General features: G+C 65.7%; 11 protein-coding genes and 2 tRNA genes. 1 reads left to right on the top strand and 12 read right to left on the bottom strand.

Annotated elements, in window-relative coordinates:
• Positions 1–78 precede the first annotated feature (78 nt).
• The 6 genes from LV475_RS08805 to LV475_RS08830 form a co-directional block, all read right to left on the bottom strand.
• Positions 79–1,038, bottom strand: a complete 960-nt coding sequence (locus tag LV475_RS08805; protein ID WP_136866101.1) for a ribose-phosphate diphosphokinase — start codon at positions 1,036–1,038, stop codon at positions 79–81.
• Between the two features lie 17 nt (positions 1,039–1,055).
• Positions 1,056–1,132, bottom strand: a tRNA-Gln gene (locus tag LV475_RS08810).
• 97 nt (positions 1,133–1,229) lie between these two features.
• Positions 1,230–2,186 (bottom strand): 4-(cytidine 5'-diphospho)-2-C-methyl-D-erythritol kinase, encoded by a 957-nt coding sequence (gene ispE, locus LV475_RS08815; protein ID WP_250106149.1) that lies wholly within the window; start codon positions 2,184–2,186, stop codon positions 1,230–1,232.
• Complete coding sequence (lolB, locus tag LV475_RS08820) at positions 2,183–2,845, bottom strand: lipoprotein insertase outer membrane protein LolB (protein WP_136866103.1); 663 nt, start codon at positions 2,843–2,845, stop codon at positions 2,183–2,185. The genes ispE and lolB overlap by 4 nt, the downstream gene beginning before the upstream one ends.
• Positions 2,846–2,931: 86 nt before the next feature.
• Positions 2,932–4,707: a tetratricopeptide repeat protein gene (locus tag LV475_RS08825; RefSeq protein ID WP_169303511.1), complete on the bottom strand. Its 1,776-nt coding sequence runs from the start codon at positions 4,705–4,707 to the stop codon at positions 2,932–2,934.
• Between the two features lie 329 nt (positions 4,708–5,036).
• Positions 5,037–5,519 (bottom strand): DUF6231 family protein, encoded by a 483-nt coding sequence (locus LV475_RS08830; RefSeq protein WP_136866105.1) that lies wholly within the window; start codon positions 5,517–5,519, stop codon positions 5,037–5,039.
• Between the two features lie 71 nt (positions 5,520–5,590).
• On the opposite strand from LV475_RS08830, the gene LV475_RS08835 reads away from it, so the two are divergent.
• Positions 5,591–5,675, top strand: a tRNA-Leu gene (locus tag LV475_RS08835).
• Between the two features lie 184 nt (positions 5,676–5,859).
• On the opposite strand, the gene LV475_RS08840 is transcribed toward LV475_RS08835, so the two are convergent.
• The 6 genes from LV475_RS08840 to LV475_RS08865 all read right to left on the bottom strand — a co-directional run bounded on the left by LV475_RS08840 (position 5,860) and on the right by LV475_RS08865 (position 13,384).
• Positions 5,860–8,238: a FimV/HubP family polar landmark protein gene (locus tag LV475_RS08840; protein ID WP_136866106.1), complete on the bottom strand. Its 2,379-nt coding sequence runs from the start codon at positions 8,236–8,238 to the stop codon at positions 5,860–5,862.
• A gap of 278 nt (positions 8,239–8,516) precedes the next feature.
• Positions 8,517–9,539 carry an aspartate-semialdehyde dehydrogenase gene (locus LV475_RS08845; RefSeq protein ID WP_136866107.1) on the bottom strand — a complete coding sequence of 341 codons (1,023 nt, stop codon included), beginning with the start codon at positions 9,537–9,539 and terminating at the stop codon, positions 8,517–8,519.
• A gap of 142 nt (positions 9,540–9,681) precedes the next feature.
• Positions 9,682–10,737, bottom strand: coding sequence for a 3-isopropylmalate dehydrogenase (leuB, locus tag LV475_RS08850; protein ID WP_136866220.1), 1,056 nt, complete (start codon positions 10,735–10,737; stop codon positions 9,682–9,684).
• 62 nt (positions 10,738–10,799) lie between these two features.
• On the bottom strand, positions 10,800–11,462 hold the full coding sequence (leuD, locus tag LV475_RS08855) for a 3-isopropylmalate dehydratase small subunit (protein WP_136866108.1): 663 nt from the start codon (positions 11,460–11,462) through the stop codon (positions 10,800–10,802).
• Positions 11,463–11,473: 11 nt separating this feature from the next.
• Positions 11,474–12,877 carry a 3-isopropylmalate dehydratase large subunit gene (gene leuC / locus LV475_RS08860; protein ID WP_136866109.1) on the bottom strand — a complete coding sequence of 468 codons (1,404 nt, stop codon included), beginning with the start codon at positions 12,875–12,877 and terminating at the stop codon, positions 11,474–11,476.
• Positions 12,878–12,976: 99 nt separating this feature from the next.
• Positions 12,977–13,384, bottom strand: a complete 408-nt coding sequence (locus LV475_RS08865; protein ID WP_250106150.1) for a DUF2237 family protein — start codon at positions 13,382–13,384, stop codon at positions 12,977–12,979.
• Between the last annotated feature and the right edge of the window lie 85 nt (positions 13,385–13,469).

Consider the following 13,469-nt stretch of genomic DNA (forward strand, 5'->3'; position numbering starts at 1 on the left):
CCGACGCGCGCCACCCGATCGTTCGAGTGGCGCGCGAATTGTACAGGATTCGGATGCCGACCGGAAGGGCGGGGCGGGTCAGTCGTCGTTGTAGAGCGAGCTGACCGACTCGTCGGTGTGGATGCGGCGGATCGTCTCGGCCAGCATGCCGGCGACGGAAAGCACCCGGATGCGCTCGCAGGCCTCGGCCTCGGGCTTGAGCGGCACGGTGTCGGTCACCACCAGCTCGTCGAGGGACGATGCCTCGATGTTGCTGATCGCGTTGCCCGAGAGGATGGCGTGGGTGGAGTAGGCCACCACCTTGCGGGCACCGTGCTTCTTGAGTGCATCGGCCGCCTTGCAGAGCGTGCCGGCGGTGTCGACCATGTCGTCGACCAGCACGCAGGTCTTGCCCTTGACCTCGCCGATGATGTGCATCACCTGGGAGACGTTGGCGCGCGGACGGCGCTTGTCGATGATGGCGAGATCCGCGTCGTCGAGCCGCTTGGCAACGGCTCGGGCACGCACCACGCCCCCCACGTCGGGCGAGACCACGATCAGGTCCTCGTACTTCTGGCGCCAGATGTCGCCCAGCAGGATGGGCGAGGCGTAGACGTTGTCGACCGGGATATCGAAGAAGCCCTGGATCTGATCGGCGTGCAGGTCGACGGTCAGGATCCGGTCCACGCCGCCGCTCTGCAGCATGTTGGCCACGACCTTGGCGCTGATCGGCACGCGGGAGGAGCGGACACGACGGTCCTGACGGGAGTAGCCGAAGTAGGGGATGACCGCGGTGATGCGGTGAGCCGAGGCCCGACGCAGCGCGTCGGTCATCAGCATGAGCTCCATGATGTGGTCGTTCGTCGGATCGCAGGTCGGCTGGATGACGAAGATGTCGCGACCGCGGACGTTTTCCAGGAGCTCGACGGCGGATTCACCGTCCGAGAAGTGCGTTACCGATGCCTGTCCGAGTTGGCTATCCAGACTTTCCGCAACCCGTTCGGCCAGTGGCCGATTCGCGTTGCCCGTGAAGACCATCAAGGAGCGTGATAGTGACATCGGTCTCGCCGGTTGTTTGGCTGGGCCGGCAGGATTCGAACCTGCGAATGCCGGAATCAAAATCCGGTGCCTTAACCAACTTGGCGACGGCCCATTCGAAAGAGGTGCGCATCTTAACCAAGCGATCCGGGTTTGCCAAGGCCTGAGCACGGTTTTTTGCCGATTTTTTCCGAATCGGTGCCCACGGATTTCTAACTGGCTGATTTGCCGTTGCCGACCGACCGGGAAACGAAATAGCGGCGCAGGACGGGGTGTTTCGCTGCCAGGGCGTGGCCGATTCGCCGGCCTTCGTCGGCGGAGGAGACCGGGGCAAACAGGCACGCGCCGGAGCCGGTCACGCGGGCGAATCCGGCCTGGGATTCGAGATCATCGCGCAGGGCAGCCAGCGCCGGATGCGCCGCCAGGAGTAGCGGTTCGAAGACGTTGGTTGCCCCCTGGCGCCAGTGTTCGAGCAGGTCGGTGTCGGAACGCTTGGGCGTGTCGCGCTTGAGTCCGTCGGCGGCGAACAGTCGGGCCGTCGGCGATGACAGCGCCGGAATGAGCACGAGGTAGGTGCCGGTGGTCTGCCCGGCGGTGCCGGGATGCAACTCCTCGCCGATCCCGTGGGCCGTGGCACTCTCCCCTCGGACAAACACCGGCACATCCGCGCCGAGTTCCCGGCCAATTTCGGCTAGTGTCTCGCGTGGCAGATCGAGTGCCCATTCTCGGTTGAGCGCGAGCAGCAGGCAGGCCGCCGCGGCCGAGCCGCCACCCAATCCGCCCCCGACGGGCGCGTGCTTTTTCAGGGTGATGTGTGCGCCGAGCGGTCGCCGCCGTGGGGCCTGTTCGAGGTCGTGCGCGTATTGGCGCAATCGCAAGGCGGTGCGGTACAGGAGATCATCGCCGGGGTCGGTCGGCCGCCCGTCGATCGGCTCGTCACCGGCGATCCAGTCGACGCGGATGTCCTCGGGGTTCGTGTCGACGAGGAGTTCGTCGCCGTAGTCGAGCAGTTCGAAGAACGTCTGCAGCTCGTGGTAACCGTCCGGACGTCGGGCATTGATGTGCAGGTAGAGATTGAGCTTGCTGCCGGCCCGCCGCCAGGTCGGGCTCCCGCCCTTGGTGGTGGCGTTTTCCAGGGGCCGGTCGGTGGTCTGCCCATCGGCCGTCATTGCCGGCCTTGCCCCACGTCCCAGGCGTGGACGGCGATACGGATACGCATGCCGTCGTGGCGCAGCTCGACGAAGTGGGGCAGGGCGAATCGCCCGATCTCGCGGTAGCGGTCGTATTCCACCTCCCAGCCCTCGTCGGTAAAGGACAGCAACCGTCCCTGGTCGTCGAGGCGGTACTCGTCCGATTCGAGTGCCTCGAGCGAATCGCTGGGCAGGCCGCGCACCCAGCGGGGCAGGGTCGACAACGGGATGCGCCAGCCGGTCTGCTCCTCGAGCAGGGCCTCGGGACGATCGGTGACGCGGCGATTCCCGTTACCGTCGGTCAACAGCATGTGATCGGCGGTGCCAGTCATGGCCAGTCGACCGGTATCAAAGGGGCCGGCCAGTTCCAGCGAGGTGACCGTGCCGACCTGGGTCCATTCGAGCTGCACGCTACCGCCCGTCACCCCGGAGCGGACCGCGGCGCGTCCATCGAAGGCCCAGTCGCTCATCGATTCGAGGGACTGTTCGTGGGACTCCCAGGCGGCCAGCTGCGCGTCGCTGGCCGGTTCGGACGGTGGTGTGCCGAGCAGCGAGGCACAGCCCGAAAGCAGGGCGCTCGCGGCGAGCAGGGCGAGCGCGCGCGGGAACGGGAGGGGTACTGAGGCGATGGCAGGCATGTGGTTAGGTATTCGTAGTCAGGTATGGGATCGGGCCATCGGACCGCCAGGAGAAACACGGAACGACGGCGGCTGGGCCTGTCGGGTCAGGGCTGTCCGTCCGCCGGCACCAATTCCGGGGCGTACTGGCGCAAGGTATCCAGAAGCGTCGTGTCGTCGGCATCGAGTTTCAGGGACTCCTGCCAGACCCCCAGCGCGGCATCACGCTGACCGTCGACCCAAAGCACTTCGCCAAGGTGGGCGCCGATCTCGGCGTTGGGAGCGCTGCGATAAGCGCTGCGCAGCGCCTTGAGGGCCGCTTGCACGTCGCCCTGGCGATATTTGAGCCACCCGAGGCTGTCGAGGTAAGCCGGGTTGTCCGGATCGATGTGCAAGGCACGCCCGATCAGATCCTCGGCCTCGTCAAGGCTGCGGTCTTCGTCGGCCAGCGTGTAGCCCAGGGCGTTGAGGGCCGGCGCGTGTTCGGGGTCACGCTCGATCAGTTCGCGCAGCACGCTGATTGCCGAGCCCGATTCGTCCAGGGCAAACAGGGTCATGGCCTTCTGGAGCCGGAAGTCGCTGGCATCCGGCCACGCGTCGATGGCCTGATCGGCGATATCGAGGCTCTCCTCGAAGCGCCCGGACTGGGCCAGCGTCGAGGCCAGCGCAAGCATCAGTTGCTGCTGATCTGCCTCGTCGATCTCCTCGGAAAGCAGGGCGGTTTCAAGGCCACGTAGGGCCGCGTCCGGCTCACCCTGGTCCACGCGGGCGCCGGCGAGCAGCACCTGGGCGTTGGCGTAATGCTCGCTGCGCGCGCTGACCCGGGACAGGGCCGATTCGGCGGCGGCGAGATCGGCTTCCTGCAGCGCGACTCGGCCGCGGATCAGGTGAACCACGTCGGATTGACCCGGCAATCGCTCGAGGCGCGCCAGCGCCTGTTCGGCAAGGTCGGGACGATCCAGCCGGAACGCGAACAGCGAAACGTTGCGGAGCAGTTCCGGGTCGTTCGGCCGGGTCTGCAGGGTGCGTTCAAGCAGTGCGAGCGCACTCTCGTTCTCGCCGGCGGCGAGGCGCGCTTCGATCAGGCCGCTTGCATAACGGCCTTGGTCCGGGAAGCGATTGTGGGCCTTTTCCAGCACCCGGATCGCCTGCTGGACGTCACCGTCGCGGTTGGCGATCACCATGGCGAGGTCGTAGGCCATGGTTTCGTCGGGGCGCAGTGACATGGCCCGGCTGGCCGCCTCGCGCGCCAGCGTCATTTCGCCAAAGGACAACGCGAGCTTGGCGACGACGACCTGGGCCTCGTACTGCTGGGGAAAGCGCTCGGCCAGGTGATGCGTGTAGGCCACGGCACGCTCGCGCTCGAGACTCTTCTGCAGATACTGACCGGTTTCGTTGAAGATCTTCTCGACGTTGCCGGAATCGGACTCCAGCCACTGATTGAGTGCCCGGTCGGCCTGCTCGGTTTCCCCGAGCTCCAGCGACGAAATCATCATCACCGCGGCCGCTCGCGCGTTGCCCGGGGCGAGTCCACGCAGGCGTTCGCCCAATTCCTGAGCGAGGTCGAAGCGGTCGGCGAAGATCGCGGCCTGGATGGCACGCTCCAGAACGGCCGCGTCATTGCTGTTCCTGGCCACTTCGGCGTAATGCATGGCGGCCTGATCGTAGTTCTTCTCGCGTCCGTAGAATTCACCGGCCAGGATGTGAAATATCGGTCCCTGATCGAAGGCCTCGAGCTCACGCGACGTGGCCGTGGGAGATGTGCCGGTGGGTTGTGAGACGTCGACACCGGTCGGCACCGAGCGCTCGGCGGCCGGGCTGATCGAGCAACCGGAACCCAGCCCGACGACCATGGCCAGGGTGGCAATGGTCGCAAGGCTCATTCCGGGAATCGGTGCGGCGGGCGAGATCGGGCGCATGGCGGGCCTGTCGAGACGGTGGATTCACGTGGCCGGACGCCGGGTCGGGCCAATGGCGTCCATTGTAGTGCAACTGCCTGCCGGCATGGCGGACGAAAGCGGCGACCGACAGGCATCGACACGTGACGGCCAGGATCACTCACTCGCCTGACCGGGCATGACTATTCGTAGAATATATATTATGTTAAATATAGTTGAGAGTGATCCCTGCCATCGGAACGATGGCGCGGCCATGGATAACAGTCTCGTCCGCCTTTCGACGGACTTGCTGCCGCCACATGACGTCTTCTCACCTACCACCGGTACTTTCCCCACAACTCGGGGTTGGCCCAGTTGCGCGCGTTCAGCCAATCCGGCGTGTGCTTGTACGTCTTTATGTCGAACAGGTAGACGGGCGCGTCCGGCGCCTGGCGGGTGAATCCCAGTGACACCATCTTCCGATTCACGTCACTTCCGATCGGATGATCGTGGCCAACGTGCGCGATCACCGGGTGGTTCGCGCGATCGCGTAACGCGGCGAACAGCGGCAACAGCGCATCCGACCACGCGTCCAACTCCACGATCAGTTCAATCACCACCTCGGTGTCGATCGTCCTGGCGATCAACTGGTCGACGTCCAGGTCGTCGGACGCCACGTCGGGAAAGTCGCCCGGCGTCCCGTCGAGACGCGCAAAAACCGTCAGACGCGCGGCGTCCGGATACGGCTTTCTGCACGCAATCAACCGGTTGTCGGTTTGGGACAGCCGATTCCTGGACGCGGGCTCGACCGCCCGCATCACCAACGTCGGCGTTTTTTTTGCATTCACTGTTGACAGCCCCTCTCAGGATTCCTAATATGCGCCGCGTTGCCCAGGTGGCGGAACTGGTAGACGCGCTAGTTTCAGGTACTAGTGGAGAGATCCGTGGAGGTTCGAGTCCTCTCCTGGGCACCAAATTCAAGACCCGATCAAGGCCGACGACTCACGCAGTCTCGGCCTTTTTCGTTTTCGGACCACGTGATCCGGACGGGAACCGCCTCCGACAATAACAAAAGGCCCACCGCCGTTGGTGGGCCTTTTTTCGTTGTTCCACTTCGGGAGGCGGCAAAAGGACCACCCGAGGCAGCGCCCCGAGCCGTCAGCCGGCGTTGAAACGCGCCTTGAGCGCTTCCAGGCGCTCCAGGGCGGCCGTTGCGCCCTCCTCCCGCAGCTCGGACTCGATCATGTCGAAGCTCTCGCGATCGCCAACGTCCAGGAAGGCTTCGGCCAGACCAACGCGGGTGTCGATATCGGCCTCGGCGTCCGCCGCCGCGGCCTTCTCCTCGGCGGCAGCGCTCTCGAGCGCCTCCGCCTCGTCCTGGGCCTGCTCGTCGCTGGCCGGCGTTTCGCCGAGATCGAGATCAAGGCCCACGTCCTCGTCCGGCGTGGCCTTCGGCTCTTGTGCCTCTCCGGCCGGCTCGTAACCGGACAGGTCCAGGTCCAGCGGTTCGGGTTCGCCCGTCTCGATGCCCTGATCCTCGACACTGGCCGCTGGCGCTTCGTTGTTCGGCAATTCGAGCTCGCCCGGTTCCTCGCCGCTCGTCGCGGTCGATGCCGTGGCATCGCCCTCTTCGGCGGCCGGGGTCTCCAGCGCGAACGAGTCATCGAAGTCCATCAGCTGATCGTCCTCGGACGGCGTCGCTTCAGGCTCCGGCGTGGCGAGCATGTCGTCGGCATCGTCCCAATCGACCGCACCCTCCTGACCTTCCGGTTCCGCGGCACTCCAATCGTCGGTCGATTCCGGTGCACCGGCGGTCGAAGCATCCGAGTCGCCAATCTCCGGGGTCAGGTCATCCTCTTGAGTCCCTTCACCGGACGCGTCCACGTCGGACGGCGTCACGGCGGCGTTGTGGGTTTCGGCGTCCTCGATGCCCTTGAGTCGGTTGAGCGCCGACTGAAGGCCAGCGTGACCCGGATGCTCCGCCAAGCTGTCCTGCAATAATTCCACTGCTTGGTGGGTCAGGTTGAACGACTCGAGCACCCTCGCCTCTTCCAGCGCCATCTCCGGGTTCATCGGGTCGTCCATGCCCGTGGCCGACGCGGAGGTCGACTCCTCCGACGCATCCTCGGAAGCCGCCCCGGCAGACGACTGGGCACCAACGGCAGCCGCGCCAAAGGCGGCGGCACCGGCGGTGGTTGCCGCCGAAGAACCGGGCGGGGTCGATTCGACCACCGGCTCGCGCTCACTGCGGCGCGTGTCGGAACGATCGGCGGCGTCCGCCGTGACGGGCATGGCAATGGCGGGCTCCTCGTCACGACGACCGCGTCGCAGGCCAAGGGCGATCAACAAGGCGATGACGACCAGACCCAGCGCGCCGGTGAGGTACTTGCCCCACTGGACCCAGAAATTTCCGGAATCCTGTTGGGCCTGGGCCAATTCGGCGCGCGACTGCTGCACGACTTCCTGCAACTCGGCGATCTGCGCGTCGCGCTCGTCGATCGCGACCTTGACCGAATCGATCTGGTCCTTGAGCGCGCGGAGCTGTTCCGTGAGCGCCTCGTTCTCCGCCCGCACGGACTCGACCTCTTCCTGATCGAGCGCCGTCTCGCGGTCGACAGTGGCATCGGGCGATGCCTGCGTGCTGTCGGCGATCGCCGCCAGGGGTTGTTCGCGGGACAGGTCACCGAAACCGCCAAGCTCGGTCGGTGTGGCGGCGGTTTCACCGCCTTCGTTCTCGGGGCCCAGCAGCTCCAGCGCCGGCAGCCGCTCGACCGGCGAGGCGCCCTCTTCCTGCCCTGCGTCGGCCGTATCGCTGGCCACGCTATCGGCAGACGCGTTGCCGGGCACCTTCAGACGGGCCCCCGCCATGAGGGCATTGCCGTTGCCGTTGGCGAACGCCTCGGGGTTGGCATCGATGATCGCCTGCATCATCGGACGCACGTCGGCGCCGTCGTCCACGTAGTCGCGGGCAATCTCGTAGAGGGTGTCTCCACGCTGAACGTCACGGGTGGCGTCGAGCGATACGTCACGAGCCGGCTCCACGCGCTGCCATGCGGTGGAGGCCGGCTTGGCACGGGGTGTCGAAGCGGTTGTGGCCGGTTGGTCGGTGCTGCCCGCGGTGACGCGGGACTGCTGCGAGGCGCCGATCGACGGGGGATCGAGCAAGAGGTTGTACTCGCGGATCATTCGCCCCTGCGGCGAATCGACCTCGAGCAGGATGCTCAGGATCGGATCGCGAATCGGGCGCTTGGACCCGATCACGACGAACTCCCGCCCCCCCTCGGATGCGATGCGGAAGGTGAGATTCCCCGTGATGTTCTCCAAGGGCACCCCGGCCTCCCGGTAGAACGAGGGCGGGGCCAACTTGACGGTGATCTCGTCGAGTGGCTCGTCGCTAGAGCGCGCCAGAGGCACCCGCACGTCGAGGGGTTGGCTCAAGTACGACTGCACCCGGGCCTCGCCCAGGGTGGCGGCCTGGCTGATCAACGGGGTCCCGGCACCCAGAATACCCGCAATCACCAAACTCAACTTCCGCATGTCACTGACTCCTTGCTCGTGCCGGCGTGATGGGTAGCTCCCCTTCTACGCTCCGGCGCCTTCCTTATGGGGAAATCTGCTCGAATACCCAATGCCTATGGCAAGCCCCTTCGGGCGGGTCGCCAGGCGCCCATCTGCGGTGTTGCACCGCTTGCCAATGACTACGGCCATTGGCGGCGCGCTGCGCCTAGCATCTGGACGCCTGGCGACCCGCCGAGGCGTTGGTTATTCGTGCAGAGTTCCCCTTGGCCCCATTTCGAGCCCGATTGTGCCACAGATCAGAGGTAGTCGCGCACCAGGCACTCGGCGATCTGGACGCTGTTCAATGCCGCGCCCTTGCGCACGTTGTCGGCAACCACCCAGAGGTTCAGGCCGCGCTCGTGCGAGATGTCCTCGCGGATGCGGCCGACGTAGACCGGGTCGTGCCCCGCGCCCTCGGTCACGGCCGTCGGGTAGCCGCCGTCACGCCGGGTGTCGAGCACCTCGATCCCCTCGGCGTTCTTGAACAGCTCCCAGGCCTGCTCGGCGGTGATCTTGTCGCGGGTCTCGATGTGGACCGCTTCCGAGTGCCCGAAGAACACCGGTACGCGAACGGCAGTCGGGTTCACCAGGATGGACTCGTCCTCGAAGATCTTCTTGGTCTCCCAGACCATCTTCATTTCTTCCTTGGTGTAACCGTTGTCCTGGAACACGTCGATCTGCGGCAGCGCGTTGAAGGCGATCTGCTTCGGATAGACCACGGCATCCGCGTCCTGACCATTGAGCTTGCGGGCGCTTTGGGTAGCCAGCTCCTCGATCGCCTCCTTGCCCGAGCCGGAGACCGCCTGGTAGGTGGCGACGTTGATGCGCTCGATGCCGACGGCGTCGTAGATCGGCTTCAATGCGACCAGCATCTGGATGGTCGAGCAGTTCGGGTTGGCGATGATGTTGCGCTGGGTGTAGCCCGCGATCGCGTGGGCATTGACCTCGGGAACGATCAGCGGCACGTCATCGTCGTAGCGGAACTCGGAGGTGTTGTCGATCACGACACAACCGGCGGCCGCGGCCTTGGGCGCGAATTCGCGGGAGATCGCGCCACCCGGCGAGAACAGACCCACCTGGACCTTGGAGAAATCGAACGTCGCCAGATCCTCGACCGTGAGGAACGAGTTGCCGAATGCCACCTTCTTGCCGGCGGAACGCTCGGATGCCAGCGCGTACACCTTGCCGACCGGGAAATTGCGCTCGGCCAGGATGGACAGCATGGTCTCGCCAACGGCACCGGTGGCACCGACGACAGCAACGTCGACCGTCTTGCTCATGAAGATTTCTCCTTGGGATTGGAAGTCTGGTGCAAATCGTGGGCGGGCCGCCCGCCGTTAACCGGCCGCGTGCCCGCTGTCTGCAATGCCTCTAGCCTAGCGCATGACGCCGGGCGACCGAAGCGGGAAATGGATTGGGGAATCAGTTGCCAAGCGCATTGACAACCGCCTCGCCGATCTCGGCGGTCGAGACCTGTCGCATGCCCGCCTGCATGATGTCCGGCGTGCGCAGCCCCTGATCGAGCACCGCCACGCAGGCGTTCTCGATCCGCTCGGCCAGATCGCCGCGGCCGAACGAATAGCGCAGCAGCATCGCCGCCGAGAGGATGGTGGCCATGGGGTTGGCCACGCCCTGCCCGGCGATGTCGGGGGCCGACCCGTGGCTGGGTTCGTAGAGGCCCTGCCCCTTTTCGTTGAGCGAGGCCGAGGGCAGCATGCCGATCGAGCCCGACAGCATCGACGCCTGATCGGAGAGGATGTCGCCGAACAGGTTCTCGGTGACGATGACGTCGAACTGCTTGGGCGCGCGCACCAGCTGCATCGCGGCGTTATCGACGTACATGTGCGAGAGCTCGACGTCCGGGTACTCGGCGGCCAGGCGGTTCATCACCTCGCGCCAGAGCTCGGAGGTCTCAAGCACGTTGGCCTTGTCGACCGAGCACAGGCGCTTGCCGCGCTTCTGCGCCGCTTCGAAGGCGACGCGACCGATGCGTTCGATCTCGCCCTCGTTGTAATGCATGGTGTTGAAGCCCTCGCGCTGGCCATCGACCTCGCGAATGCCGCGCGGCTGGCCGAAGTACACCCCGCCGGTCAACTCGCGCACGATCAGGATGTCCAGCCCCGAGACCACCTCGGGCTTGAGCGAGGAGGCATCGGCCAGTGCGCTGTAGAGCATCGCCGGGCGCAGGTTGGCGAACAGGCCCAGTTCCTTGCGAATGGCAAGTAGGCCGCGCTCCGGGCGCAGCGGGCGATCGAGCTCGTCGTACTGCGGGCTGCCGACGGCGCCGAGCAGGACGGCATCGGCCTCGTTGGCCTGTTGGCGCGTGATCTCGGGGAACGGCTGACCCTCGGCATCAAAGGCCGCCCCGCCGATCAGTCCGTCGGTGAACGACAGCTCGAGGTCGCTTCCCTCGACCACCGCCTTGAGCACGTTGACCGCCTGTTCGGTGATCTCCGGGCCGATGCCGTCGCCCGGCAGCACGAGAATGTTCTTGCTTGTCACGGTGTTGCGTTTCCTTTCTTCAAATCGTTGTTCGGTGTTCAGCCGCCGACGTTGCCGCGCAGGTCGTTGAACAGCCACGGCGTCTTTTCCATCTGGGCGGTCTCGTAGGCCTTGATCTTGTCCGCGTGTTCGAGGGTCAGGGCGATGTCGTCGAGCCCCTCGATCAGGCAGTGCTTGCGGAAGCTGTCGATCTCGAAGGCGTACTCGCTGCCGTCAGGCGCCTTGACCACCTGGTTCGGCAGGTCGATCTCGAGTTCGAGCCCCGGGTTGGCCGCGACGGCCTTGAAGATGGCGTCGACCTCTTCTTCCTTCAAAGCAATCGGCAACAGGCCGTTCTTGAAGCTGTTGTTGAAGAAGATATCGGCAAACGACGGCGCGATCACGGCGCGGAAACCGAAGTCGGTCAGCGCCCAGACGGCGTGCTCGCGCGAGGAACCACAGCCGAAGTTTTCGCGGGCCAACAGGATGGTGGCACGGTCGAACGGCTCCTGGTTGAGCACGAAATCCGGGTTCTTGCGGCGCTGGCTGTGATCCATGCCCGGCTCGCCCGGGTCGAGGTAGCGCCAGTCGTCGAAGGCGGTCGGGCCGAAACCCGTGCGCTTGACCGATTTGAGGTACTGCTTGGGGATGATCGCGTCGGTGTCGACGTTCGAGCGGTCCAGCGGCGCGACGATTCCCTTGTGGGTGGTGAATGCCTGCATGATGAATCTCCTTACGCTTGACGGACGTCGACGAAGTGCCCCGCCACGGCGGCCGCGGCGGCCATGGCCGGGCTGACGAGGTGGGTGCGACCGCCCTGCCCCTGTCGACCCTCGAAGTTTCGATTCGACGTCGAGGCGCAGCGCTCGCCCGGCTCGAGGCGATCGGCGTTCATCGCGAGACACATCGAGCAGCCCGGCTCGCGCCACTCGAATCCGGCCTCGAGGAAGATCTTGTCGAGCCCTTCCTTCTCGGCCTGCTCGCGCACGAGCCCGGAGCCCGGCACGACCATGGCGAGCGTCACGTTGTCCGCGACGTGCCTGCCCTTGATCGCCGCGGCGGCGGCGCGCAGATCCTCGATGCGCGCGTTGGTGCACGAGCCGATGAACACCTTGTCGATCTGGATGTCGGTGATCGGCGTGTTGGCCTCGAGCCCCATGTATTTCAACGCGTTGCGCATGCCTTCGGCCTTGACCGGGTCGGACTCGGCCGCCGGGTCCGGTACGCGGGCATTGACCGGCACGACCATCTCGGGCGAGGTGCCCCAGCTGACCTGCGGCTCGATCTTGGTGCCATCGAGCGTGACCACCTTGTCGAATACCGCGTCCGGGTCGGACTTGAGCGTGCGCCAGTACTCGGCCGCGCGCTCGAACATCTCGCCGGTGGGCGCGAACGGCTTGTCCCGGAAGTAGTCGACCGTCTTCTCGTCGACGGCCACCATGCCGGCGCGGGCGCCGGCCTCGATCGACATGTTGCATACGCTCATGCGGCCCTCGATCGAGAGCGATTCGATCGCCGAACCGGCGAATTCGATCGCGTAGCCCGTCCCGCCGGCGGTGCCGATCTTGCCGATGATCGCGAGCACGACGTCCTTGGCGGTCACGCCCGGCCCAAGCTCGCCCTCGACGCGCACCTGCATGGTCTTGGTGCGCTTTTGCAGCAAGGTCTGGGTGGCCATGACGTGCTCGACCTCGGAGGTGCCGATGCCGAAGGCCAGCGCGCCGATCGCCCCGTGGGTGGAGGTATGCGAATCCCCGCACACGACCGTGGCGCCGGGCAGCGTGAAGCCCTCCTCGGGGCCGATGATGTGGACGATGCCCTGGCGCATGTCGGCCATCGGGAATTCCTGCACACCGAATTCCTGGCAATTGCGGTCGAGCGTGCTGACCTGCTCGCGCGAGACGGGGTCGACGATGCCACCAGCCCGGTTGGTGGTCGGCACGTTGTGGTCCGGCACGGCCAGCATCGCGCCGGTGCGCCACGGCTTGCGCCCGGCCAGGCGCAGACCCTCGAAGGCCTGCGGGCTGGTCACCTCGTGAACGAGGTGACGGTCGATATAGAGAAGCGCCGTACCGTCGTCCTGTTCGTGGACGACGTGCGCGTCGAAGAGCTTTTCGTAGAGTGTCTTTCCGGCCATGGCCTTTTCCTCCGGATCACCCGGGCGGCGCCGCAGGCCGCTCGGGATTCATTCCGCCATATAAGTAATTTGGGTCAATGACTTGCGAGGTCTTGTTCGCTAAAACTCGTAAAATCCGTCGTCCAGCCCCGAGGCGGGCGGGTCGACGGCATGCTGGATCAGGTCGCGTAGCTTGATCACGCGCAACACCTCGTGGTGCGTCGCGGCCAGCACCACCGGCGGCGCCACGCCGGCCTCGAAGGCCTCGCGCCACCGCCAGGCACAGACGCACCAGCGATCGCCGGCGGTCAGTCCCGGAAAGTCGTAGGCCGGTATCGGCCGGCGCAGTTCGTTGCCCTGCGCGGCGGTGTAGTCGAGAAACGCGTCATCGAGCTCGGCGCAGACGCCGTGCACCCCGCCGTCCTCGGCGCCGACCAGGCATCGGCCGTCGCGGTAGAACCCGGTTACGGGATCCACCGAGCATTTCGCCAGTGGCAGGCCAAGCACGTTGAGGGCGGCGTTTGTCATGTCGCAATCATAGGGGTGCCCGACCAATAACTAAAATGGAAATCGCGCATGAGTGCTATATCTTTTGGTTATAGTGACGCGCAGG

Origin of the sequence: Guyparkeria hydrothermalis, assembly GCF_023555375.1 — a bacterium.
In the GTDB taxonomy this organism is placed as follows: Bacteria; Pseudomonadota; Gammaproteobacteria; order Halothiobacillales; family Halothiobacillaceae; genus Guyparkeria; species Guyparkeria hydrothermalis.